This window comes from Promicromonospora sp. Marseille-Q5078 (assembly GCF_050315395.1).
Taxonomy (GTDB): domain Bacteria; phylum Actinomycetota; class Actinomycetes; order Actinomycetales; family Cellulomonadaceae; genus Isoptericola.
In genome coordinates this window covers 3,062,460-3,086,485 of sequence record NZ_JBNPQG010000001.1, presented here as the reverse complement: position 1 = coordinate 3,086,485, position 24,026 = coordinate 3,062,460, and the positions used below count along the sequence as shown (strand labels likewise).

Here is a 24,026-nt window from a genome sequence, read left to right as displayed (position 1 = left end):
ACGCCTCCGCACCTCGGCGCGTCGCCGCTACCGTGGAGACGTGCATGGTGAGTACAAGGTTCCCGGTGGCAAGCTCGTGACGGTCGACCTCGACGTGCGGGACGGGTCGCTCGCCGACGTCCGGCTCAGCGGCGACTTCTTCCTGGAGCCCGACGACGCGCTCGAGGTGATCGACGCCGCCCTCGTCGGGCTGCCGCGCGAGACGTCCACGGGCGAGCTCGCGCGCGCCGTCGACGACGGGCTGCGGATCGCCGAGCAGGACGGCCGCGTGAGCGGGCAGGTGGCGATGGTCGGCTTCGACGCCTGGGCGGTGGCCGTCGCGGTGCGCCGGGCCCTGGGCATGGCGACCACCTGGGAGGACCACACCTTCGAGGTGCTGCGCCCGGGCCCGCTGCCCCCGCCGACCCTCGCCGCCCTCGACCAGGTGCTCACCGAGGAGCTCGCGGAGGGGCGGCGCGGCCCCACGCTGCGGTTCTGGGACTGGGACGAGCGCGCGGTCTTCATCGGGTCCTTCCAGTCGCTGCGCAACGAGGTGGACCCTGAGGGTGTGCGCGCGCACGACGTGACCGTCGTGCGGCGCATCTCCGGGGGCGGCGCCATGTTCATGGAGGCCGGCAACTGCGTGACGTTCTCCCTCGTGGTGCCGGCGTCCCTGGTCGACGGCCTGACCTTCGAGCAGTCGTACTCCTTCCTCGACTCCTGGGTGCTCGGCGCGCTGCAGGACGTCGGCGTCGAGGCCTACTTCTCGGGCATGAACGACGTGGCGTCGCCCGCGGGCAAGCTCGCCGGGTCGGCGCAGAAGCGGCTGGCGGGCGGTGCCGTGCTGCACCACATGACCATGGCCTACGACATCGACAACGCGAAGATGCTCGAGGTGCTCCGCATCGGGCGCGAGAAGCTCTCCGACAAGGGCACGACCAGCGCCAACAAGCGGGTGGACCCGCTGCGGTCGCAGACCGGGATGTCGCGCGACGCGATCGTCGACGCGTTCGAGGCGCACTTCAAGGCGCACCACCGCACGGTCGATTCCGCGCTGCGGCCCGAGGAGCTCGCCCGGGCCCAGGACCTCGTGCGCACCAAGTTCGCCAACCCCGCCTGGATCAACCGGGTGCCCTGACCTGCTGCCCTGACGCGCGGCCGAGGTCACCGTCCTGTCACGGATCGGTGCGGGGGCTTTCGTGATCCCCGTCCGGTCAGTAATCTCCCTCCCAGAGCGACTCTCCGGAACTTCCTTTCAGCCGGGGTGTCGCCGCACGCACGACCGGCGGTCGCCACGGCGACCACCACGACAGCGGGACGACGAGGTCACGCCGGACGACGACGGCGTCGGCACGACACGAGCGTGCGGTCGGCGCCACGGGCGCCGCGCACGAGGGAGGCGGCCGGCACGGCCGCCAGGGGAGGACGACGATGCGGCGAGACATGTGGACCCGGAAGAGCGTGGGGGCGGCCGCGACCGCGGCGCTCGTGGCGCTCGGCGTCGCGGCCTGCGGGAGCGGCTCCGGCGGCTCCGGCGGCGGGGACGGGACGGTCGACGGCGAGGGCAAGACCCTCGACGTCTGGATCATGCAGGGCACCAACCCGAGCGCCGACACCTTCTTCGACGAGGTGAAGTCGGCGTTCATGGAGGAGACGGGCGCGGAGCTCAACGTCGAGTTCGTCGAGTGGGCGGACGCGCACGACCGGTTCGTCACCGCGATCGCGGGCGGCACGACGCCCGACGTCGCCGAGACCGGCACCACCTGGACGCCGGAGTTCGCCGACGCCGGGGCGCTCGCGCCGCTCGACGACTACGTCGCCGACGCGGGCCTGGGCGACGACCTGGTGGACGGCCTCGTCGAGGCGGGCACCTACGACGGGCAGCTGTACGGCATGCCCTGGTACGCGGGCGTGCGCTCGCTCGTGTACAACACGGAGATCTTCGAGAAGGCCGGCGTCGAGCCGCCCACCACCTGGGCGGAGATCGAGTCGGCGGCCAAGGCGATCAAGGCGAAGTTCCCGGACAAGACCGCGATCGCGGTGCCCGGCGACGCCGAGTTCACGGTGTACCCGTGGGTGTGGGGCGCCGGCGGCGACGTCGCGACGCTCGACGGCGACACCTGGACCTCGGGCCTCGACAGCCCCGAGGCGCAGGAGGGCCTGGACTTCTGGACCGGCCTGGCGAAGGACGGCTACTCCTCCGCCGGCGCGACCACGTGGCGCGAGACCGACGTGCTCGACGCGTTCGCCGCGGGCGACGTGGGCATGGCGCTCATGGGCTCCTGGACGCCGGGCGCCGTCGTCGAGGCCGACGCCGACATGGAGGGCAAGTTCGCCGCGGTGCCGATCCCGGGCAAGGACGGCGGTATCTCGCCGTCGGTGCTGGGCGGCTCGCACCTGTCGGTGTTCGAGAGCGCGGAGGACAAGGACCTCGCGTTCGCCTTCGTCAAGCTCATGACCACGGGCGAGTTCGCCACGAAGTGGGGCGAGCAGGCCGGCTACTTCCCGGGCCAGAAGTCGCTGCTCGACGAGACGCTGAAGAGCACCGACCCGCTCGTGGCGCCGTTCGCGAAGCAGTTCGTCGAGGGCGGCGCGTCCGTCCCGGTGTCGCCGAACTACGGCGCCGTGCAGGCCAAGCTCACGACCAGCACGATGATGCAGTCGATCCTGTCGGGCAGCGAGGACGTGGCGGCCGCCAGCACCAAGGCGGCCGAGGAGATGACGTCGCTGCTGAACGGTGGCAGCTGACGCATGACGAGCACGCTCCCCGTCGCGGCCCCCGCCGGGCCCGGGCAGTCGCCCGGGCCCGGCGGGCGCCGCCCGCTCGGCAAGTCCCTCCTCGCGCGGGTGCGGCCCTGGATGCTGCTCACGCCCGCGCTGCTCGTCCTCGCGGTGCTGCTCCTGTGGCCGCTGGTCCGCGTCGTGCTGTTCTCCCTGCAGGACTACGGCCTGAAGGAGATCGTCACCGGCGATCCGAACTGGATCGGCCTCGACAACTTCGCGGAGATCTTCACGTCCGCACAGCTGTGGCAGGTGGTGCTGCCGAACACGGTGGTGTTCGCCGTGCTGTCGGTCGCGTGCACCGTGGTGTTCGGCACCGCGGTGGCGGTGCTGCTCGCCTCCCTCGGCCGCGTCTGGCGGACGATCGTGTCGAGCGCGATCATGGCGGCCTGGGCCATGCCCGCCGTCACCGGCACCTACGTGTGGGTCTGGATCTTCGACGCCGACCGCGGTGTGTTCAACCACGTGCTCCAGGCGCTCGGGCTGCAGGACGCGCCCGTGAACTGGTTCACCGACCGCTGGTCGTTCTACGCCATCGTGCTGCTCAACGTGGTGCACCACGGCTTCCCGTTCGTGGCCATCACCGTGCTCGCGGGCCTGCTGGGCGTGCCGAAGGAGCTGCTGGAGGCCGCCGAGATCGACGGCGCCGGGCCATGGCGCCGGTTCTTCTCGGTGATCGTGCCGCAGCTGCGGCAGATCTTCGCCGTCGTGATCATCCTGTCGACCATCTGGGACTTCAAGGTCTTCGCGCAGGTCTACCTCATGCCCGGCGGCGCCGGCAGCAACCGCGACGTGCTGAACCTCGGCGTGTGGTCGTACACCGAGTCGTTCGGGCAGAACCGGTACGGGTTCGGCGCCGCCATCGCGGTGCTCCTGACCCTGCTGCTGCTCGGCATCACCGTCGCGTACGTGCGCACGATCCTGAAGGAGGAGGAGCTGTGAGCGTCGCGACCAGCCCGACCCGGCGAGCCGCGGCGGGCGGCACCGCCGCCCGGCGACGCGGGCCCCGCCGCCCGTCGCCCGCCGTCCGGGTGGGCAAGGGCGTGGCCGTCGCGCTGCTGCTCGCCTTCACGCTGTTCCCCGCCTACTGGATGCTCGTCAGCGCGCTCGACGGCAAGGCCGGCCGGGGGGCGTCCTTCCTGCCCGCCGACCCGACCCTCGAGCACTTCCGGTTCGTGCTCACCGACGGCGGCTTCGACGTCTTCCTGCGCAACTCGCTGCTGGTGGCGCTCGCCACCGTGCTGGCGTCGTCGCTGCTCGCCCTGCTGGCGTCCGTCGCGGTGGCCCGTTTCCGCTTCAAGCTGCGCACGCAGGTGCTGCTGCTCGTGCTCGTGGTGCAGATGGTGCCGCTCGAGGCGCTCGTCATCCCGTTGTTCGTGCAGGTGCGCAACCTCCAGCTGCTCGGCACGCTGACCGGCCTCGTCGTCGTGTACGTCGCGCTCGCGCTGCCGTTCGGCATCTGGATGCTGCGGGGCTTCGTCGCGGCCGTGCCGGTCGAGCTGGAGGAGGCGGCCTACCTCGACGGTGCCACCTGGGGGCGGATGTTCCGCTCGATCCTGCTGCCGCTGGTCGCGCCCGGCCTCGTGGCCACGAGCATCTTCAGCTTCATCACGGCGTGGAACGAGTTCGTCTTCGCGATGACGCTGCTCGGCGGCGAGACGCAGAACTACACGGTGGCCATCGGCCTGCGGTCGTTCTTCGGGCAGCACTCGAACGACTGGGGCGCCATCATGGCGGCGTCGACCATCATCACCGTGCCCGTGATGATCTTCTTCATCCTGGTCCAGCGGCGGCTCGCCTCCGGCCTGACCTCCGGGGCGGTGAAGGGGTGACCCCGCCCGACGCCGTCGAGCGGGCCGTGCACGGCGTGCTCCTGCCCGGGTTCACGGGGACCACGCCACCGCCCTGGCTCGAGGCGGCCGCCCGCGCAGGGCTGGCCGGGGTGGTGCTCTTCGCGCACAACACGCCCGACCTGGCGACGACGGCCGCGCTCACCGCCCGGCTGCACGACGTCGCCCCCGACCTGCTCGTCGCGACCGACGAGGAGGGCGGCGACGTCTCGCGGCTCGAGGCCGCGGGCGGCTCGTCGCTGCCCGGGGCGGCGGCGCTCGGCGCCGTGGACGACGCCCGCCTCACGCGCGACGTCGGCGAGGCCCTCGGCCGGCTCCTCACGGCGGTCGGGGTCGACCTCGACCTCGCCCCGGTGCTCGACGTCGACTCCCCGGGGAACCCGGTGATCGGCGTGCGGGCGTTCGGCTCCGACCCCGCGGCCGTCGCCCGGCACGGCGTCGCGTTCGCGCGCGGCTTGCAGCGCGGCGGCGCGGGGACCTGCGCCAAGCACTTCCCGGGGCACGGGTCCACCACCACCGACTCGCACCTCGAGCTGCCCGTCGTCGAGGCCGGCCTCGACGACCTGCGCGCGCGCGACCTCGTGCCCTTCGCGGCCGCGTCCGCGGGGGACGGGCCCGCCGCCGACGCGGTCATGACGGCGCACGTCGTGGTGCCCGCCCTCGGGCCCGCGCCCGCGTCCCTCGAGCCCGCCGTGGCGGCGCTCGCCCGCGAGCTCGGCCTCGCCGGCCCGGTGATCACCGACGCCCTCGACATGCGCGCCGTCTCCGACGGCGCGGACGTGGGCGAGGCCGCGGTGCGGGCCGTCGAGGGCGGCGCCGACCTGCTGTGCCTCGGCACCACCGGGGGCCGGGACGACGAGGCGCTGTTCCGGTCGGCCGTCGACGCGCTCGTCGCCGCCGTCCGCGCGGGCCGGGTCGCCCCCGAGCTGCTCGCCGTGTCCCGGCGGCGCACGGACGTGCTCGTGCGGCGGCTGCGCGACCGGCGTGCGCGCGTCGGCGTCGCCACGGGCCCCGAGGCCGCCGAGCGGGACCGGCGCGTGCTCGCGACGCTCGGCGCCCACGTCGCGCGGCGGGCCGTGCGCGCCGTCGGCCCACCGCCGGAGCCGCTCGCCGGCGCGCCCGACGTCGTCGACCTGCGCCTGCGGCTCGACCACGCGGCCGGGCGCACCGCCCAGCACGTGCAGCGCGCCGTGGCGGCGGCCTGGCCCGGGGCCGTGCTGCACCCCTCGTCCGACGGGCCCGCGCTCGACGACGCCGGCTTCGCGGCACTGCTCGACGGCCTGCGGGAGCCTGTGGGGGCTGCCCGGCCGGTGGTCGTCGTGACGCGCGAGCCCGCGCCCGGCGGCACGGAGCACGCCCGGCTGGCGGCGCTGCAGCGGGTGCGGCCCGACCTCGTCGTCGTGCACACCGGCGTCCCCGACGTGGGGGAGCGCTGGCTCGCCGCGCTGCCTGGCGGGGCGCCGGCGACGGTGCTCGCGTGGCACGGGCCGCGCGAACGCGGAGGCCGCGGTCGCGCTCCTCGCGGCGGGGCGGATCGACGGGCGCCTCGACAGGCGCGTCGGGGCGGGGGCGGGGCGATGATCGTCATCGGGATCTCGTCCGGCACGAGCGTCGACGCGATCGACGCCGCGGCCGCCGACCTCGACCTGCGCGCCGACGGCACCCTGCACCTGCGGCCGCTCGGCCACACCGAGTACGCGTGGCCCGACCACCTGCGCCGCCGGATCCTCGCCGCCCTGCCGCCGGCCGCGGTCGACATGGGGGAGGTGTGCCAGCTCGACACGCTCGTCGGGCAGGAGCTCGGGGACGCCGCGCGCCGCGCCGTCGACGACCTTGCGGGCGGCGACGCCGACCTCGTGGCGTTGCACGGGCAGACCCTGCACCACTGGGTGGTGGCGGGCCGCGCGCGCGGCACGCTGCAGCTCGGCAACCCGGCCTGGGTGGCGGAACGCTCCCGGCGGCCGGTGGTGAGCGACTTCCGGGTCGCCGACATCGCCGCCGGCGGCCAGGGCGCCCCGCTCGTCAGCGTGCTCGACGCGCTGTGGCTCGGGCACGACGGCGCCGCGGGCGCCCGGCACACGGCGGCGCTCAACGTGGGCGGCATCGCCAACGCGACGGTCGTGGGGGCGCACGACGAGCCCGTGCTCGGCTGGGACACGGGTCCCGGCAACTGCCTGATCGACCACGCCGTGCAGCGGCTCACCGGGCAGCCCTTCGACCGGGACGGGGCGCTCGCCGCCGAGGGCCGCGTCGACCGGGACGCCCTGGACGCGCTCCTCGCCGACCCGTACTACGACCTGCCCGCGCCGCGCTCCACCGGCCGGGAGCTCTACGACGGCGAGTACGTCACGACCCGTCTCGCGGCGGCGGGCGTGCCGGCCGACCACCTGAGCACCCCCGACCTGGTCGCCACGCTCACCGAGCTCACCGCGGCCACCGTGGCCCGCTCGCTCGCCGCCCAGGGACCGGCCGGCGGTGTCGAGCGCGTGGTGATCTCCGGCGGGGGTGCCCGCAACCCCGTGCTGCGCGACCGTCTGCAGGTACATCTGCCCGCCACGACGTCGCTCGTGTCCGCGGACGACCTGGGGCTGCCCGCCGACGGCAAGGAGGCGTACCTCTTCGCGCTGCTCGGCTTCCTCGGCGTGCACGGGGTGCCCGGCACCGCGGCCGGGCCGCACCGGCGGCAGGCCACCGGGGCCCGGCGGCCGGTGGTGCTGGGGTCGCTGACGCCGCCGACGCCGCTGCCCGGCGCGGCGGCCCGCGGCCCCGTGCGACGCCTCGTCCTCACGACCTCGCCTCCGAGCCACCCGAGAGCTCCGAGCCTCCAGACGACTCCGAGAGGAAGCACCCGATGAGCGGAGCGGCCGTCCCCGAGCCCACCGACCCCCACGCCGAGGTCCCTACCGACCCGCCGGACGACCTGCTCGTCGTCGCCCGCCTCGTCTCGCCCACGGAGGAGCGCAACCCGCGCACGACCGACATCGACCTGCTCCCCGCCGCGGAGGTGGTGCGGCTCATCCTCGAGGAGGACGCCGGCGTCGCCTCGGTGGTCCGGACCGAGCGGTTCCGCGTCACGCAGGCGGTCGAGCTCGCCGTCGAGGCCATCCGCGCCGGCGGCCGCGTGCACTACGCCGGGGCGGGCACGTCCGGCCGGCTCGGCGTGCTGGACGCCGTCGAGCTGCTGCCCACCTACGGCGTCGGGTCCGAGTGGATCGACGCGCACCTCGCGGGCGGCCGCGACGCGATGACGCTGTCCGTCGAGGGCGCCGAGGACGACGCCGAGGCGGGCCGCCGCGACCTCGACGACGTCGGCCCGCACGACCTCGTCGTCGGGCTGGCCGCCAGCGGCCGCACCCCCTACGTGGCGGGCGCTCTCGACCTGGCCCGCGAGCGCGGCGCGCGCACCGCGCTCGTCAGCGCCAACCCGTCGGCCCCGCTCGCCGACCGCGTGGACGTCGCGATCCTGCTGGACACCGGGCCCGAGGCCGTCACCGGCTCGACCCGCATGAAGGCGGCCACCGCGCAGAAGATCGTGCTCAACACGTTCTCGACCGCGACCATGATCCGGCTCGGCAAGACGTACTCGAACCTCATGGTCGACGTGCGCGCCACCAACGCCAAGCTGCGCGCCCGCCTGGTCCGGCTGCTCAGCCAGGCGACGGGCCTCGCGCCCGAGGTGTGCGCGCCCGTCCTCCTCGACGCCGACGGCGAGGTCCAGGTGGCGCTCGTCGTGCTGCTCGCGGGCGTGGACGCCGCGGCCGCGCGCGCCGCGCTCCAGGGCGGCGACGGGGTCCGGGGCGCGCTCTCCCGGCTCGGTGCCGCCCCGCCGAGGTAGTTCACCAGTCGCCGAGGTAGTTCAGTTCTCCGCGAGGTAGTTCCTGCCCGCGCGAGATGAGAACTACCTCGGCGAGAGGTGAACTACCTCGACGAGATTCGAACTACCTCGGCGAGGATCGGACTACCTCGCGGGGGTGGGGCGGGCGCCGAAGACGGCGGTGCCGACGCGGACGACGGTGGCGCCCTCGGCGACGGCGAGCTCGAGGTCGCCGGTCATGCCCATGGAGAGCTCGGTGGCGCCGGTGGTGCCGGGAGCGCCGGAGGCGACGACGTCGTCGCGGACGGCGCGGAGGCGGGCGAAGCCGGCGCGCACCTCGGCGTCGTCGTCCGAGCGGGCGCCGATCGTCATGAACCCGCGAAGGCGCAGGCCGGGCAGGGCGGCCACCTCGGCGGCGAGCGCCGCGGCGTCGGCGGGAGCGACGCCGGACTTGCTCTCCTCGCCCGAGACGTTGACCTGCACCAGGACGTCGAGCGAGCGGCCGTCGCGCTCGCAGCGCGCCGAGAGCCCGCCCGCGAGCGCGACCGAGTCCACCGAGTCGACGGCCGTGGCGGACGCGAGCACCGCGTTGACCTTGTTCTTCTGCAGGTGCCCGATGAGGTGGGTCTCGACCCGCCCGGCGGCGACGAGGTCGGCCAGCGCCGGCGCCTTCGCGACGAGCTCCTGGACGCGGTTCTCGCCGACCAGCACCGGGCGGTCGTCGCCGGCCGTGTCCGCGAGGTCGAGGGCGGCGCGCACCGCGGCGAGCACGGCCTCGTCGTCCTGGGTCTTGGTGGCCAGCAGGACGCGGACCTCCCGGGGGTCGCGCCCGGCGGCGCGGGCGGCGGCGGCGACGCGGTGGTGGACGGCGGCCAGGCGTGCGGGGATCCCGGGACGATCGGTGGGCATGGCGCCAGTCTACGAACGCCAGGGTCGCCTCAGGGGGATCCCGGGTGGTGCGACGCGGCACCCGGCGGCGACGATGGCGGGGTGAAGGCACTGCTCAACATCATCTGGCTCGTGTTCGGCGGCTTCTGGCTGGCGCTCGGCTACGCGGCGGCCGGCATCCTCTGCTGCATCACGATCGTCGCGATCCCGTGGGGGATCGCCTCGTTCCGGATCGCGGGCTACGCGCTGTGGCCGTTCGGCCGCACCGTCGTGGACAAGCCGGGCGCGGGCGGCTGGTCGGTGCTGGGCAACATCATCTGGATCGTGTTCGCCGGGATCTGGCTCACCATCGGCCACATCACGACCGCCGTCGCGCAGGCGATCACGATCATCGGCATCCCGCTGGCGATCGCGAACCTCAAGATGATCCCGATCTCGCTGCTGCCGCTCGGCAAGGACATCGTGCCCAGCGACGCGCGCTACCCGAGCTACCAGCACCAGCCGCCGCAGGGCTACGCGCCCGCCCGCTGACCGGGCCTGCTGGCCGGCCCGCCGGCGGTCAGGCGCGCCCGATCGGGGCGAGCCGCCCGTCGGTGAGGCGCAGCAGGTCGTCGGGCGCGAGCGAGACGTCGAGCCCGCGGCGACCGCCGGACACGTAGACGACGTCGCACCCCGCCGCCGAGGCGTCCAGCACCGTGGCGTGGCGCTGTTTCTGGCCGAGCGGGGAGATGCCGCCGACGACGTAGCCCGTGGCGCGCTGCGCCGCGGCCGGGTCGGCCATCGCCGCGCGCTTGCCCCCGACGGCCCGCGCCAGCGCCTTGAGGTCGAGGCTGCCGTCCACGGGCACGATGCCGACCACGAGCCGACCGTCGACGTCCGCCAGCAGCGTCTTGAACACCTGCGCCGGGTCGGCGCCGAGCGCCTCGGCCGCCTCCAGCCCGTAACCGATCCCGGACGCCGGGTCGTGCTCGTACGCGTGCAGCCGGTACGCGACGCCGGCCGCGACGAGCGCGACGACCGCCGGCGTCCCGTGCGAGTCCTGCCTGCTCTTCTTCGCCACGGCGCGATTCTGCCCGGCGCTCGCGTACGGTGGGCGCGTGCTCGCCCTCCTCGTCCTCGCGATCCTGGTGGGCGGGGCGCTCCAGCGGGTCACCGGCATGGGCTTCGGCCTCGTCGCCGGCCCGTTCATCGTCCTCCTCGTGGGCCCGCTCGAGGGCGTGCTGTTCGTCAACCTCGCGGGGTCGATCGCCTCGGCGCTCATCCTGGGCCGCGTGGCGCGCGACGTGGACTGGCGCCGGTACGCGTGGCTCGCCGTCACGTCGGTGGCGGTGATGGTGCCCGCCGCCATGCTGCTGCGCGACGCCAGCACCGCCGCCCTCGAGATCACCGTCGGCGCGGTCGTCGTCGCCGCCATGACGCTCGCCGTCGTCACGACCCGCCTGCGCCGCGAGGGCCGGCACCCCGTGCGGGCGGAGGCCCGGGGCCCGCTGGTCGTGACGGGGCTGGCGAGCGGCGTCGGCAGCGTGGCCGCCGGCATCGGGGGCCCGCCGGTGGCGATCTACTCCGTGCTCAGCGGCTGGGACCCGAAGGGCTTCGCCGCGACCGCCCAGCCGTTCTTCGCCACCAACGCGCTCGCGGCGCTCGTGGCCAAGCTGGTGCTCACGGACGCCTCGTTCCCGCCGTTCGCCGCCTGGCAGTGGGCGGTCGTGCTCGGGGCGATCGTCGTGGGCCTCGTCATCGGCGACCTCCTGGCGCCGCGCATCCCGGCGGCCACCGTCCGCCGGGGGCTGATCGTCCTCGCCTACGTGGGCGGCCTCGCGACCCTCACGCAGGGCCTCCTCCACCTGGCCTGAGCCCCGCGGGCGGGCCCGCCGGGGTCAGAAGCGGCCGACGTCCACGACGGTGAGCGCGACGTCCCCGGCCTCGTCGCTGGCGGCGAGGTCCACGACGGCGGTGACCGCCCAGTCGTGGTCGCCGTCGGCGTCGTCGAGCACCTGGCGCACCCACCAGGTGCCCGCGGGCACCTCGGCGTGCTCGACGCCGTCGGGCGTGGTGGTCGTGGCGCCGCCCGGCAGCTCCGCACCGGGCTCGAGGATCGTCAGGAGCGCCGCGGAGCGCGCGGCCGGGCCGATGCCGACGGCGTCGTCGCCCTGCGCCTCGAACAGCGGGTCGAGGGCGGCCGCCCAGGCGTCGCCGTCCCAGCCGTGCGCGCCGTCGAGCGCGCCGAGCGCGCGGTAGTCCTCGCGCGCGGCGAGCTCCACGCGGCGGAACGTCGCGTTGCGCACGAGGCGGCGGAAGGCGCGCGGGTTGCCGGTGACGGGGCGCGCGGGCGCCTCCGCCCCGACCTCCGCGAGCTCGCCCTCGACGACGGCGTCCGCGTCGTCGTCCACCGGGTTCTGCAGCCGCTCCCACTCGTCGAGCAGCGACGAGTCGACGCCGCGCACCAGCTCGCCCAGCCACTCGACGACCTCGTGCACCTCCTCGGTGCGGTGCTCCTCGGGCACCACCTGGCGCAGCGCGCGGTAGGCGTCGGCGAGGTAGCGCAGCACCACGCCCTCGGTGCGCTCCAGCCCGTAGACGCTGACGAGCTCGGCGAACGTCATCGCCTGCTCGAGCATGTCGCGCACCACGGACTTGGGCGCGAGCTCGGCGTCGGACACCCACGGGTTGGCCCGCTTGTACGTGGCGAAGGCGGGCTCGAGCAGGTCGGCGAGCGGCCGCGGCCACGTGACGTCCTCGAGCGCCTCCATGCGCTCCTCGTACTCCATGCCCTCGGCCTTCATGGCCGCGACCGCCTCGCCCTTCGCCTTGCTCTGCTGGGCGTAGAGGATCTGGCGCGGGTCGTCGAGGGTCGCCTCGATGACGGAGACGACGTCGAGCACGTGCGTCGGGCTCTCAACGTCGAGCAGGTCCATGGCCGCGAGGGCGAAGGGTGACAGCGGGGCGTTGAGCGCGAAGTCGCGCGGCAGGTCCACGACGAGCCGCACGCTGGGCCGGTAGCCGGCGGGGCGCGACGGGTCGGGCACGCGGACCTTCTCCACGACGCCGGCGATGCGCAGCGAGCGGTAGATGCGGAACGTCTGGCGCACGTGCCTGGCCTGGAGCGACTCGGAGTCGTGGTTCGCGGTGAGCAGGTGCCGCATCGCCTCGACGGGGTCGGCGCCGCCACGCTCGTCGCGGGTGCGGGCGAGCACGTTGAGCACCATGGCGTGGTTGACGTGGAACTGGCTGGTCAGGGGCTCGGGGTCGGCGTCGCGCAGCCGCTCGAACGTGGAGTCGGTCCAGTTCACGGACCCGGCGGCCGCCTTCTTGCGCACGATCTTCTTGAGCTTCTTGGGGTCGTCGCCGGCCTTGGCGAGGAGCTTGCGGTTCTCGATGACGTGCTCGGGCGCCATGACGAGCACCTCGCCCACGGTGTCGAACCCCGCGCGCCCCGCGCGGCCGGAGATCTGGTGGAACTCGCGCGCGGTGAGGTGGCGCATGCGCTCGCCGTCGTACTTCACCAGGGACGTGAGGAGCACGGTGCGGATGGGCACGTTGATACCCACGCCGAGGGTGTCCGTGCCGCACACGACCTTGAGCATGCCCCGCTGGGTGAGCCGCTCCACGAGCCGCCGGTACTTGGGCAGCATGCCGGCGTGGTGCACGCCGACGCCCGCGCGCAGGAACTTGCTCAGCGTCTTGCCGAAGCCGGTGCCGAACCGGAACGCGCCGATCTCGGCGGCGATCGCGGCCTTCTCGTCCTTGGAGGCGAGGGGTGTCGACAGCAGCGCCTGCGCGCGCTCGACGGCGTCCTTCTGCGTGAAGTGCACGACGTACACCGGTGCGCGGTGCGTGCTGACCAGCTCGGCGATGACGTCGGTGAGCGGCTCGACGACGTAGGAGAACGTCAGCGGCACCGGGCGCTCGGCGCCCGCGACCTCCGCCACCGGGCGGCCGCTGCGCTCCGCGAGGTCCTCGCGCAGGCGGGCGGTGTCGCCGAGGGTGGCCGACATCAGCAGGAACTGTGTGCGCGGCAGCTCCAGCAGCGGCACCTGCCAGGCCCAGCCGCGCTGCCGGTCCCCGTAGAAGTGGAACTCGTCCATGACGACCTGGGCGATCGCGTCGTCCCCGCTCGTGCCGTCCTGCCCGGCGCCGTCGTCGGCGTCGCCGCGTCGCAGGGCGAGGTTCGCGAGGATCTCCGCGGTGCAGCAGATGATCGGGGCGTCGGCGTTGACCGCCGAGTCGCCCGTCATCATGCCGACGTTGCGCGAGCCGAAGGCGGCGACGAGGTCGAAGAACTTCTCGCTCACCAGCGCCTTGAGGGGCGCGGTGTAGAACGTGCGGCCGCCGTGCCCCGAGCGCCGGTTCGCGAGCGCCGCGAACTGCGCGCCCATCGCCACCATCGACTTGCCGGACCCGGTGGGGGTGGCCAGCACCACGTGCGAGCCCGTCATGACCTCGAGGAGCGCCTCCTCCTGGTGCGGGTACAGCGGCCGCCCGGTGCCGGCGGCCCACTCCCCGAAGCCCTCGAAGAGGACGTCGGGATCCGGGGCGCCGCCCGTGGGGGCGGGCAGGTACGGCAGCAGCGTGCCCGCGGGGCGCGGGGCGGGGGCGGTCTCGGCGACGCCGGCGGAGGTCGGGGAAGTCATGGTCGGGCCATTCTTCCAGGCTCGTTCCCGTCGGGCGTCAGCCGAGGTCCCACAGGTGCCGGTAGAAGGCGATGCGACCCGGGTCGGGGGCGATGCCGTAGCCGTCGAAGAAGGCCGGCTCGTACCCGTCGCCGTAGTTCCACTCCAGGCTGTAGCTCGCCACCGCGAGGTCGGCCCACCGGTCCGCCACGCCGAGGGCGTCGAGGTCGACGTGCGCGGTCCAGCGGCCGCCGTCGTCCAGCAGCGTGTTGGGCGCGCACGGGTCGCCGTGGCACACGACGAGCCGGTCGGCGGCGGGCACGTCGCCCACCCGCGCGCGGGCGGCGGGGGAGAGGCGCGCGGCGCGGTCGGCGATGCTCCAGGAGAACGGGCAGTCGTCCACCGGGAGCGCCTCGTGCAGGGCGCGCAGGCCCGCCCCGATCTCCCGGGCGGCCGTTTCCGGGCGGGCGAGCCACCGCGGGTCGACGGCGGACCGCCCCGGGATGCCCTCGGTGAGCAGCCACGCGCCGGCGGCGTCCTCGCCGCGCTCGAGCACCCGCGGGACCGGCGTGTACCGGACCGCCCAGGCGAGGCGCTCCGCCTCCGCGTCGAGGTCGAGCCCGACGACGCCCGCCGGGACCCACTTCACGTACCGGTCGCCCTCGGCGAGCCCCACCGCCGTGCCGCCCGGGGGAGAGAGCCGGAAGGTGAGCCCGCCGAGCTCGTTGTGCCACACCGGGGTGACGTCGTCGCCGCCGGCGAGGACGCGGACCCGCTCGGGCACGGCGACGGGGGCGGACGGGGCGGCGGCGAGCACTCGGGACATGCCCAGATCCTCGCACCGCGTCATCCTCACACCGCGTCGCGGCGTGCCCCAGGGGATTCCGCCGGTCAGCCCCGTGCGGCACGGTCGGGGCCCGGCGGGGCCTCGGCCTCGGCACCGGGCACGGGCTCGACGACGGCGGCCGCGGGCGGCCTGCGCCGGGTCGCGGCCTCGCCCTGCTGCACCACGACCACCCCCGCCAGCACGAGCAGGCCGCCGACGAGCTGGACGGGCCGCGGCAGCTCGCCGAGGAAGACCCAGGCGAAGAACACGGCGCTGACCACCTCGAGCAGGCCGACGAACGACGCAGGCCGCGCCCCGAGGCGCCGGCCCGCGCCGACGCCGGTGACGTACGCGACGCCGGCGGTCACGACGCCCAGCGCGCCGAGCACGGCCCACACGGGCACGACGGCGCCGCCGAGGCCCACGGGGTCGGCCGACGCGGTCAGCGGCATGACGCCCACGGCGCCGAGCAGCCCGAGCAGGACGGCGCCCACGACCAGCCCGCCGGCGGCGAGGCCGAGGGGCGGCAGACCGGTGTCGGTCCGCGCGTTGAGGAGGAAGTACGCCGAGACGCCGACCATCGCCCCGAGGGCCCAGGCCACGCCGACGGGGTCGAGGCGCGCGCCGGCGAGGTCGAGCACGAGCACCAGCCCCGCGGCGGCGAGCGCGATGCCGGCGAGCGTCGTGCGGCCCGGACGCTGGCCGTGCCGCAGCCAGAGCCAGGCGACCACCGCCGCGGGCGACGAGTACTCGATCAGGAGGGCGGGGCCCACCTGCATGTGCTGCACCGCGGCGAAGTAGCAGAACTGGGTGGCGGCGACGCCGAGCGCGCCGTAGGCGAGCAGCAGCCGCAGGTTGCGGCGCACCGGGGCCCAGTCGCCGTGCAGGGCGACGACCCCGAACGGCAGCACGACGACCGCACCGATCGCGACGCGCACCAGGACGACGGCCCCCGGGCTCCACCCGGTCGCGAACAGCCCGGCGGCGAGGGGCCCCGAGAGGCTGAACGTCACCGCGGAGACGATCGCGAGCGCGAGCCCGGCGCCGAGCCCGGTCCGCGCCGCCCGGGGGTCGTCATGCGTCATCGCCGTCATGACTCATGACGCTACGAGCGGTCGGGGTAATGTGTCAACATGCCGTTCGCTCATGACACCGTGGCGGAGCTCCGGGCGGCCGTCGCCCTCGTGAACACCGCCGAGCCGCCGGAGACGCTCGAGACCGTCGCCGACCTCGACGCCTTCTTCTGCGAGCACGAGTACACCGGCCGCCACGACCGGACGGCCGAGGAGCTCGCCCAGGTGCGCGCGCTGCGGCCGCGCCTGCGCCGGATGCTGCTGGCCGACCGCGACGCGGCCGCCGGGCTGGTCAACGAGGCGCTCGCGGGCGTGCCGGTCCACCCGCGCCTCGTGCGGCACGCGGGCGAGGACTGGCACGTGCACGCGACCGCGGACGACGCGCCGTTCGCCACCCGGGTCGTCGTCGAGACCGCGATGGCGATGGTCGACGTCGTCCGCGACGACGAGCACTCGCGCCTCGCCGTGTGCGCCGACCCCGACTGCGACGGGCTCGTGCTCGACCTGTCGCGCAACCGCTCGCGCCGCTACTGCTCCACCGCGTGCACCAACCGCAACGCGCAGGCCGCCCTGCGCGCCCGCCGCGCCTCCGGCGGCCGCTGACCGCGGGTCGTCCGGGCCGGGGTGTCCGCGGGCGTATCTGCGGGGCCCGGCCGCGCTCCCTCGGTGCGAAGGTGCCAGGGCTCCCCAGGGGCGACGACCGCCCCGCCCGGCCCCACGAAGGAGGCGGCGATGCCCGTCACGACCGTACGAGCCCTCGACCCCTGGCCGACCGTCCGCGTGGGCGACCGCACCCACCCCGTCCGCACGCTGCAGCACCTCCTGAACGAGCACGGCCACGACCTCGAGGCGGACCAGTCGTTCGGGCCGCGCACCGAGGCGGCCGTGCGCACGGCGCAGCGCGACTTCGGACGGGAGGACGACGGCGTCGTCGGGCCGCTGACGTGGGGCGCGATCGTCGTCTCCGTCCGCCGGGGCGCCCGCGGGCACGCGGTGCGCGGCGCCCAGGACGAGCTCGACACCCGCGAGGGCTTCGACCTCGCGAGCGACGGCGTCTTCGGCGCGCGGACCGAGGCCGCCGTCCGGGGGTTCCAGACGGCGCTGTCGGCGTTCGGCCTGCTGGTCGACGGCGTCGTGGGCCCCGTGACCTGGCGTGCCATGGTCAGCGGGATGGTCTCCCACTGACGTCTGGCACCAGCACCGCGTCGCAGACGTCGACCAGCCGGGCGCGCAGCTCCTGGCCGCGCGCGGCGAACGCGCGCTGGCGGCGCACGTACTCGGCCTTGCCCTCCGGCGTCTCGATCGCGACGGCCTCGACCCCGTACGACGAGACGTCGTAGGGCGCGGCGGCCATGTCGGTGTACCGGATGTCGCGGGCGAGCTCGAACGCGTCGAGCAGCAGGTCGCCCGGCGTGGCCGGCCCGAGCTTGAGGGCCCACTTGTACAGGTCCATCCCGGCGTGCAGGCAGCCCGGCTGCTCCATCGCCGGCTGCCGCTCGCGGGTGGGGCGCAGCTGGTTGCGGTCGCGGGCCTCGGGCGTGAAGAAGCGGTAGGCGTCGAAGTGCGAGCAGGCGACGCGGTGCGACTCGACGACGGCGTCGGTGCCGTCGTGCCCCAGCCGCAGCGGCAGGGGATGGCGGTGGTCGCGGCCGGCCGCGCGGTCGCGGTACACCATCGCCCACTCGTGCAGCCCGAAGCAGCCGAACGTGCCCGGGCGCCCGGCCGTGGCGGACACGAGGCCCCGCACGAAGCGGACGGTGTCCCCGCGGTCGGCGACGAACGCGGCGGCGTCGAGCGCGGCGCCCGTGCCGCCGTCCGGCAGCGCGACCTCGCGGTACCAGCGCCGGCCGGCGTGCTCCGCGGCGCCCTCGAGCGTCAGGCCGGGGCCGGGGTGCCAGCGGCGCAGGTGGCTCACGCGGGTGGGGTAGTAGGTGAACAGGAAGTCCTCGACGGCGTGCGTCGAGCCCCGGTCGTGGGCGTCGCGCCACACGGCGGTCAGGGCGTCCGCCCGCGCGGCGTGCGCGGACGCCCGCTGCTCCCAGTCGTCGCGGGGCACGACGACGTCCGCGGCCGGGGCGGCCGCCGGCTGGTCGAAGGTCGCCGCGCGCATCCCCCCAGGGTACGAGCGGGGCGGGCACGGCACGGACGGGACTAGCGTGTGACCCGTGCCGCACACCCTCGGATTCCGCCAGGTCGACGTCTTCGCCACGGGCCCGCTCACGGGCAACCCCCTGGCCGTGGTGCACGACGCCGACGACCTCACGGACGCGCAGATGTCGGCGTTCGCGCACTGGACCAACCTGTCCGAGACGACGTTCCTGCTGCGCCCCACGGACCCCGGCGCCGACTACCGCGTGCGGATCTGGACGCCGGGCGGCGAGCTGCCGTTCGCGGGCCACCCCACGCTCGGCACGGCGCACTCCTGGCTCGAGGCCGGCGGCGAGCCCCGCGGGGCCGGACGGGTGGTGCAGGAGTGCGGCGTCGGGCTCGTGACGGTCCGCCGTGACGACAGCGACGACAGCGACGGCGACGGCGCCGGCCGGCTCGCGTTTGCCGGGCCGCCGCTCGTCCGCTCCGGGGCGGTCGGGCCCGAGGACCTCGCGGCGATCGCGCGGGGGCTGCGGGTCGCGGTGTCCGACATAGTCGACGCGGCATGGGTGGACAACGGCCCCGGCTGGGTCGCGGCCCGCCTGCGCGACGCCGCCGCCGTGCTCGCCGTGGAGCCCGACCTCGCCGCGTTCGGCGGCCTCAAGATCGGCGTCGTCGGGCCCTACGCACCCGGGGAGTCCGACGCCGCGGTCGAGGTGCGCGCCTTCGTGCCGGACATCGGCGTGGCCGAGGACCCGGTCACCGGCAGCCTCAACGCCGGGCTCGGGGAATGGCTCGCCGGCACCTTCCTGCCCGCCGAGTACGTCGCGTCGCAGGGCACCGTGCTCGGCCGCCGCGGCCGGGTGCACGTGCGTCGCGACGCCGACGGCGTGGTGTGGGTCGCCGGCGACGCGGTGACGACGATCCAGGGCACCGTGACGCTCTAGGCCCTCGATCCGGCGGGTGGTCCTCCGGCGCGTCCAGCCGGCCCCCAGCGTTCCCCGCGCTCCCGCAGCCTCCACCGACGAGTGTCGCAGGTGCGTCGCCTTCCATGGCGGGCATGACCACACCGACCGACCCGACCGATCCGACCGATCCGACCGACCCCGCCGAGCCCACCGCGCGCCCGCGGCGTCCGCGTCGTCCGCGCCGGCTCGTCGTCCTCGCCACCTCGCTCGCCCTGCTGCTGCCCGTCGGCGGCGTCACCGCGTGGGCGGCGAACCGCTTCCTCGTGGAGCACGTCGAGATCGAGGACGTCTCCGCGTACGAGGCCGCGCAGGCGGGCGCGACGACCGACGACGGCGAAACGGACGACGGGGCCGACGGCACGGTCACCGACGACGGGTACACCTCCGACGACACGGAGATCTCCCTCGACACCGTCACCCAGGGCTCGGGCGACGACACGGTGACGTACTACGTGGCGCACGTCGCGCTCGACAACGCCACCCAGCTGCGCTCGGCGTTCGCGCAGGACGAGTTCGGCACCAACATCACCGAGGACACCAGCGACATCGCCCAGGACAACGGCGCGATCCTCGCGGTGAACGGCGACTACTACGGGTTCCGGGACACCGGCATCGTCATCCGCAACGGCGTCGTCTACCGCGACGAGGGCGCCCGCGAGGGCCTCGCCTTCTACACCGACGGCCGGGTCGAGGTGTACGACGAGACGGCCACCACGGCCGACGAGCTCGTCGCCGCCGGCGTCTGGAACACCCTGTCCTTCGGCCCGGCCGTGGTCGAGGACGGCACGACCGTGGACGGCATCGAGGACGTCGAGGTCGACACCAACGTGGGCAACCACTCCATCCAGGGCGAGCAGCCGCGCACGGCGATCGGGGTGGACGACGACGGGAACCTGGTCATCGTCGTCGTCGACGGCCGCGACACGGGGTACAGCCGCGGCGCGACCATGACCGAGCTGGCGCAGATCATGATCGACCAGGGCGCCACGACGGCGTACAACCTGGACGGCGGCGGATCCTCGACGCTGTACTTCGACGGCGAGGTCGTCAACCGCCCCTCCAACGGCGGCGAGCGCGGCACCTCCGACATCCTGTACGTGGCGGGCTGAGCCGTGACCGCCTCCGCGCCGCCGATCGTCGTCGTCCCCGCCTACCGCCCGGACGCGACGCTGCCGGACCTCGTGCGCGCCCTCGCCGCCCGCGGCCTGCCCGACGTCCTCGTGGTCGACGACGGCTCCGGACCCGCGCACGCCGCCGTGTTCGACGCGCTCGCCCGGCGCGGCGTCGAGGTGCTGAGGCACGACGGCAACCGGGGCAAGGGCGCGGCCCTGCGCACCGCGTTCGCGCGCGTCCTCGAGCGCCACCCCGGGCGCGACGTCGTCACCGCGGACGCCGACGGCCAGCACACGCCCGACGGCGTGCGCGCCGTCGCCGACCGGCTGGCGGCCGGGGGCGCGGACGTCGTCGTGGGGGAGCGCGAGCTCGCCTCCGCGGGCGTGCCGCTGCGCAGCCGCGTCGGGAACGCCCTGAGCGGGGCCGCGTTCCGCGCCGCGACGGGGCTGCCCGTGCGCGACACCCAGACCGGCCTGCGCGGCTTCCGCGCGGCGACCCTCCCGTGGCTGCTCGAGGTGACCGGCGACCGGTACGAGTACGAGCTGCGCGTGCTGCTGGAGACGTCGGCGCGCGGCGCCGTCGTCGCGAGCGTGCCGATCGAGACCGTCTACGTCGACCACAACGCGTCCTCGCACTTCCGGCCGGTCCGCGACTCCCTGACCGTGATGGCGCCGCTGCTCGCGTTCGCGGTCTCGGGGCTGCTCGCCTTCGGGGTCGACGCCGGGGCGCTCCTCGCGCTGCAGGCGGCCACCGGCAGCCTGGCGCTCGCCGTCGTCGGCGCGCGGGTGCTCAGCGCGGCCGTGAACTTCGGCGTGAACCGTGCCCTCGTCTTCGGGCGCTCGCGGCGGCCGGCGCCCGTGCGCGAGTCCGCCGCGCGGTACGCGGCCCTGGCGCTGCTGCTCCTCGCCGCGAGCTACGGCATGCTCGACGCCCTGCACGGCACGCTCGGCGTGCCGCTCCTCGTCGCCAAGGTGCTCACGGACGCCGCGCTGTTCCTCGCGAGCTGGACGGTGCAGCGTCAGGTGGTGTTCCCGCCGCCCGATCCGCGACCCGGCCCACCAGCCGCTCCAGCGGCCCTCGACCCAGGAGGAACCGCCACGCCGTCGCCGCGACGAGCGTGACGAGCACGAGGACGGCCAGCGGGCCGTTGGTGCTGGCCGCGAGCAGGTCCCAGTGCCAGATCGCCACGATCTGCAACGAGTACACCGTCAGCGCCATCGACCCCACCGCGGCCAGCGGGGCGAGCACCCAGCGGCCGACGCCTCCCACGTGCAGGCACAGCCCCACGACCGCCACCGCGAACCCGCCCGACGCGAGCGCCTCGAACGTGGTGTCGTCGTGCGGGCCGGCCAGGAGCAGGCCCGCGGGGCTCGGCCAGGGGTCGTCCCAGGCGAACGTCGCGCCGTCGACCGACGAGGCCGCGTCGCGCTGGGCGACCACCGCCTCCTCGCCGCCGGCGGCGCCCACCAGCCACCCCGAGAGCAGGGAGAACACGGACCAGGCCGCGAGCCCGCCGAGCAGCAGCCCGGAGCGCAGCCGCGCCGGGCGCAGGTCGCAGCGGCCGATCGCCATCCCCGCCAGCACGTACGCCATCCACACGATCGCGGGGTAGGCGCCGGTGAGGACGAAGTCCGTCACGGCCCCGGACCCGTCGCGCGGCAGGCGCAGCCCCGCCCGGGCGAGCACCTCCGGCCCCCAGTACGCGAGCACGGGGCCCACGAGCGCGACCGTCACCGCGAGCGCCACGAGCCGCTGCGGCGGCCAGCGCAGGAACGGCAGCGCGAGCACGAAGTAGCAGGCGTAGAAGCCGAGGATGAGCAGGACGCGGGTGCCGAGCAGGTCGAGCAGGGCGACCAGGGCCAGGAGCAGCACGGCCCGCACGAGCAGGCGGGTGCGCGCCCGGCGCAGCGGCTCGCCGTCCAGGGGCCGCGGGCCGCCCGAGACGATCGCGACGGAGATGCCGGCCACCAGCGCGAACAGGATCGAGGACCGTCCGTGCGACAGGTCCAGCAGCCACCAGGCGGGGCCGGCGTCGGGGGTCGTGACGCCGACGTGGGCGGTGAACATGCCGAGCACGGCGATCCCGCGGGCGACGTCGACTCCCGGGACCCGGCCGGGCCCTCCGGCGACGCGGCGCAGGCCCGTGCGGAGGCGGGAGGTCGTCGCGCCGGTGGCCGCGGTCATGGGCGCGATGATGCCACCCCGGGCCGCTCCGGGCCGCTCCGGGCCGCTCCGGGTGAGGTGCGTCGTCCCGCAGCGTGAGAACCTCTGAGCCGCGCCCTGGTGCGGTCACTACGGTAGGGACCATGAGCGACCTGCGCACGGAGCCCGGCCCCGAGGACACCCCCGAACCGGCCGGTGCCGACCTCAACGACGCGATCGAGGCGCCGAGCACGCACCACACCGTGCCCAGCAAGGAGTCCGAGTCGTACACCCACGGCCACCACGAGTCCGTGCTGCGCTCGCACCGCAGCCGCACCGCCCAGAACTCCGCCGGCTTCCTGCTGCCGCACCTGCGCGACGACATGAGCCTGCTCGACGTCGGCTGCGGCCCGGGCACGGTGACGGCGGACCTCGGACGCATCCTCGCCGGCGGCGAGGTGGTGGGCGTCGACGCGAGCTCCAAGGTGCTGGAGGCGGCGCGCGAGCACGCGGAGGCGCTCGGCTACGGGAACGTCCGCTTCGAGCAGGCGAACGCCTACGAGCTCCCGTTCGCCGACGACACCTTCGACGTCGTGTACGCCCACCAGCTGCTGCAGCACCTGTCCGACCCGGTCGCGGCGCTGCGCGAGATGAAGCGGGTCGCCAAGCCGGGCGGGATGGTCGCCGTGCGCGACGCCGACTACGCTGGCATGGCCTGGTACCCCGAGTCGCCGGGCCTCACCGAGTGGAACGAGCTGTACCACGAGGTCACGCACGCTTTCGGGTTCGAGCCCGACGCGGGCCGGCGCCTCATGTCGTGGGTGCAGGAGGCCGGGCTCGACGGGATCGTGCCGTCCGCGTCGTCGTGGTGCTACGCCACCCCGACCGACCGGCAGTGGTGGGGCGAGCTGTGGGCGGAGCGCTGCGTCGAGTCCAACTTCGCCGTCCAGGCCCAGGAGGCCGGTCTCGCGGACGACGTCGGGCTCGAGCAGATCGCGCAGGACTGGCAGGCGTGGGCGCAGGCGCCCGACGGCTGGTTCGCCATCCTGCACGGCGAGGTCCTCGCCCGCGCCTGACGGTGCCGACCGGGAGGCCCGCGTAACCTGGGCGCGTGCGCATCGCGAGATTCACCACCGGAGACGACCCCCGCTTCGCCCTCGTCCAGCAGGAGGGCGACCGCACCTACCTCGCCGTGCTGGGCGGTGACCCGCTCTACATGCCGGCCATGCCGACGGGGGAGCGGATCGAGCTGGGCGACGGCGTCCGGCTGCTCGCCCCGGTGATCCCGCGGTCCAAGGTCGTGGCGGTCGGCAAGAACTACGCCGACCACGCCAAGGAGATGGGCGGCGAGGTCCCGGCCGCTCCGCTGCTGTTCTTCAAGCCCAACACCGCCGTCGTCGGCCCCGACGACCCGGTCGTGCTGCCGGAGTTCACGCGCGAGGTCAGCTACGAGGCCGAGCTCGCCGTCGTGATCTCCAAGGTGTGCAAGGACGTGGAGCCCGAGAACGTGCGCTCGTACGTGCTCGGCTACACCGTGGCCAACGACGTCACCGCGCGCGACGCGCAGCGCACCGACGGCCAGTGGGCGCGCGCCAAGGGGTTCGACACCTCGTGCCCCCTGGGCCCGTGGATCGACACCGACCTGAACCCCGAGGACGTCGCCGTGCGCTCGCGCGTGAACGGCGAGCCGAAGCAGGACGGCCGCACCTCGGACATGGTGTTCGACGTGCCGTTCCTCGTGTCCTACATCAGCAGGGCGATGACCCTGCTGCCGGGCGACGTCATCCTCACCGGCACGCCCGCCGGCGTGGGCCGCATCGACCACGGCGACCACGTCGAGTGCGAGGTCGAGGGGATCGGCGTCCTGTCCAACCCGGTCTTCCGCCGCGACTGA

Annotated in this window: 21 protein-coding genes and 1 pseudogene; 15 read left to right on the top strand and 7 right to left on the bottom strand. The window is 75.0% G+C overall.

What is annotated here, in order from left to right:
• Window positions 1-40: 40 nt before the first annotated feature.
• The 6 genes from lplB (at window position 41) to murQ (ending at window position 8,445) form a co-directional block, all read left to right on the top strand.
• Window positions 41-1,117: a lipoate-protein ligase small subunit gene (gene lplB / locus ACQFYA_RS14410; RefSeq protein WP_499125332.1), complete on the top strand. Its 1,077-nt coding sequence runs from the start codon at window positions 41-43 to the stop codon at window positions 1,115-1,117.
• Between the two features lie 305 nt (window positions 1,118-1,422).
• Window positions 1,423-2,727: a sugar ABC transporter substrate-binding protein gene (locus ACQFYA_RS14405; RefSeq protein WP_499125330.1), complete on the top strand. Its 1,305-nt coding sequence runs from the start codon at window positions 1,423-1,425 to the stop codon at window positions 2,725-2,727.
• 3 nt (window positions 2,728-2,730) lie between these two features.
• The gene (locus ACQFYA_RS14400; protein ID WP_499125329.1) at window positions 2,731-3,702 is read left to right on the top strand and encodes a carbohydrate ABC transporter permease; all 972 of its coding nucleotides are present in this window, start codon (window positions 2,731-2,733) and stop codon (window positions 3,700-3,702) included.
• 89 nt (window positions 3,703-3,791) lie between these two features.
• Window positions 3,792-4,592: a carbohydrate ABC transporter permease gene (locus tag ACQFYA_RS14395; protein ID WP_499127540.1), complete on the top strand. Its 801-nt coding sequence runs from the start codon at window positions 3,792-3,794 to the stop codon at window positions 4,590-4,592.
• Complete coding sequence (locus ACQFYA_RS14390) at window positions 4,589-7,465, top strand: anhydro-N-acetylmuramic acid kinase (protein ID WP_499125327.1); 2,877 nt, start codon at window positions 4,589-4,591, stop codon at window positions 7,463-7,465. The genes ACQFYA_RS14395 and ACQFYA_RS14390 overlap by 4 nt, the downstream gene beginning before the upstream one ends.
• Window positions 7,462-8,445 carry an N-acetylmuramic acid 6-phosphate etherase gene (murQ, locus tag ACQFYA_RS14385; RefSeq protein WP_499125326.1) on the top strand — a complete coding sequence of 328 codons (984 nt, stop codon included), beginning with the start codon at window positions 7,462-7,464 and terminating at the stop codon, window positions 8,443-8,445. Before ACQFYA_RS14390 ends, murQ begins: the two co-directional genes overlap by 4 nt.
• 123 nt (window positions 8,446-8,568) lie before the next feature.
• Here the strand turns inward: murQ and ACQFYA_RS14380 are convergent, their stop codons facing one another.
• Window positions 8,569-9,333 carry a YggS family pyridoxal phosphate-dependent enzyme gene (locus tag ACQFYA_RS14380; protein WP_499125324.1) on the bottom strand — a complete coding sequence of 255 codons (765 nt, stop codon included), beginning with the start codon at window positions 9,331-9,333 and terminating at the stop codon, window positions 8,569-8,571.
• An 81-nt stretch (window positions 9,334-9,414) separates the two neighbouring features.
• Here ACQFYA_RS14380 and ACQFYA_RS14375 point away from each other — a divergent pair, with 81 nt between their 5' ends.
• Window positions 9,415-9,843 carry a YccF domain-containing protein gene (locus ACQFYA_RS14375; protein WP_499125323.1) on the top strand — a complete coding sequence of 143 codons (429 nt, stop codon included), beginning with the start codon at window positions 9,415-9,417 and terminating at the stop codon, window positions 9,841-9,843.
• A gap of 28 nt (window positions 9,844-9,871) precedes the next feature.
• On the opposite strand, the gene ybaK is transcribed toward ACQFYA_RS14375, so the two are convergent.
• The gene (gene ybaK, locus ACQFYA_RS14370; protein ID WP_499125321.1) at window positions 9,872-10,372 is read right to left on the bottom strand and encodes a Cys-tRNA(Pro) deacylase; all 501 of its coding nucleotides are present in this window, start codon (window positions 10,370-10,372) and stop codon (window positions 9,872-9,874) included.
• Between the two features lie 37 nt (window positions 10,373-10,409).
• Here ybaK and ACQFYA_RS14365 point away from each other — a divergent pair, with 37 nt between their 5' ends.
• Window positions 10,410-11,165 (top strand): sulfite exporter TauE/SafE family protein, encoded by a 756-nt coding sequence (locus ACQFYA_RS14365; RefSeq protein ID WP_499125319.1) that lies wholly within the window; start codon window positions 10,410-10,412, stop codon window positions 11,163-11,165.
• Between the two features lie 24 nt (window positions 11,166-11,189).
• Here the strand turns inward: ACQFYA_RS14365 and ACQFYA_RS14360 are convergent, their stop codons facing one another.
• The 3 genes from ACQFYA_RS14360 to ACQFYA_RS14350 form a co-directional block, all read right to left on the bottom strand.
• Window positions 11,190-13,943, bottom strand: coding sequence for a DEAD/DEAH box helicase (locus ACQFYA_RS14360; protein ID WP_499125317.1), 2,754 nt, complete (start codon window positions 13,941-13,943; stop codon window positions 11,190-11,192).
• A 37-nt stretch (window positions 13,944-13,980) separates the two neighbouring features.
• Window positions 13,981-14,748, bottom strand: coding sequence for a phosphotransferase (locus tag ACQFYA_RS14355; protein ID WP_499125316.1), 768 nt, complete (start codon window positions 14,746-14,748; stop codon window positions 13,981-13,983).
• 65 nt (window positions 14,749-14,813) lie between these two features.
• A complete protein-coding gene (locus ACQFYA_RS14350; RefSeq protein WP_499125314.1) occupies window positions 14,814-15,842 on the bottom strand; it encodes an EamA family transporter in 1,029 nt (342 codons plus the stop codon).
• Window positions 15,843-15,881: 39 nt separating this feature from the next.
• Here ACQFYA_RS14350 and ACQFYA_RS14345 point away from each other — a divergent pair, with 39 nt between their 5' ends.
• Together ACQFYA_RS14345 and ACQFYA_RS14340 are read left to right on the top strand one after the other, a co-directional pair.
• Window positions 15,882-16,424 (top strand): CGNR zinc finger domain-containing protein, encoded by a 543-nt coding sequence (locus ACQFYA_RS14345; RefSeq protein ID WP_499125312.1) that lies wholly within the window; start codon window positions 15,882-15,884, stop codon window positions 16,422-16,424.
• A gap of 129 nt (window positions 16,425-16,553) precedes the next feature.
• Complete coding sequence (locus ACQFYA_RS14340) at window positions 16,554-17,006, top strand: peptidoglycan-binding domain-containing protein (protein WP_499125310.1); 453 nt, start codon at window positions 16,554-16,556, stop codon at window positions 17,004-17,006.
• Here the strand turns inward: ACQFYA_RS14340 and ACQFYA_RS14335 are convergent.
• Window positions 16,984-17,931 carry a 3-methyladenine DNA glycosylase gene (locus ACQFYA_RS14335; protein WP_499125308.1) on the bottom strand — a complete coding sequence of 316 codons (948 nt, stop codon included), beginning with the start codon at window positions 17,929-17,931 and terminating at the stop codon, window positions 16,984-16,986. The two genes, ACQFYA_RS14340 and ACQFYA_RS14335, sit on opposite strands and share 23 nt — an antisense overlap.
• Before the next feature lie 55 nt (window positions 17,932-17,986).
• Between ACQFYA_RS14335 and ACQFYA_RS14330 the strand changes: the two genes are divergently transcribed.
• The 3 genes from ACQFYA_RS14330 to ACQFYA_RS14320 all read left to right on the top strand — a co-directional run bounded on the left by ACQFYA_RS14330 (window position 17,987) and on the right by ACQFYA_RS14320 (window position 21,111).
• Window positions 17,987-18,856 carry a PhzF family phenazine biosynthesis protein gene (locus ACQFYA_RS14330; RefSeq protein WP_499125306.1) on the top strand — a complete coding sequence of 290 codons (870 nt, stop codon included), beginning with the start codon at window positions 17,987-17,989 and terminating at the stop codon, window positions 18,854-18,856.
• 113 nt (window positions 18,857-18,969) lie between these two features.
• The gene (locus tag ACQFYA_RS14325; protein WP_499125305.1) at window positions 18,970-19,986 is read left to right on the top strand and encodes a phosphodiester glycosidase family protein; all 1,017 of its coding nucleotides are present in this window, start codon (window positions 18,970-18,972) and stop codon (window positions 19,984-19,986) included.
• Window positions 19,987-19,989: 3 nt separating this feature from the next.
• Complete coding sequence (locus tag ACQFYA_RS14320) at window positions 19,990-21,111, top strand: glycosyltransferase (protein WP_499125304.1); 1,122 nt, start codon at window positions 19,990-19,992, stop codon at window positions 21,109-21,111.
• A gap of 439 nt (window positions 21,112-21,550) precedes the next feature.
• On the opposite strand, the pseudogene ACQFYA_RS14315 reads toward ACQFYA_RS14320, so the two are convergent.
• A pseudogene (locus ACQFYA_RS14315) lies at window positions 21,551-22,174 on the bottom strand (heparan-alpha-glucosaminide N-acetyltransferase domain-containing protein); the annotation flags it as partial.
• 122 nt (window positions 22,175-22,296) lie between these two features.
• On the opposite strand from ACQFYA_RS14315, the gene ACQFYA_RS14310 reads away from it, so the two are divergent.
• Window positions 22,297-23,208, top strand: coding sequence for a methyltransferase domain-containing protein (locus ACQFYA_RS14310; protein WP_499125303.1), 912 nt, complete (start codon window positions 22,297-22,299; stop codon window positions 23,206-23,208).
• Window positions 23,209-23,243: 35 nt separating this feature from the next.
• Complete coding sequence (locus tag ACQFYA_RS14305; RefSeq protein ID WP_499125302.1) at window positions 23,244-24,026, top strand: fumarylacetoacetate hydrolase family protein; 783 nt, start codon at window positions 23,244-23,246, stop codon at window positions 24,024-24,026.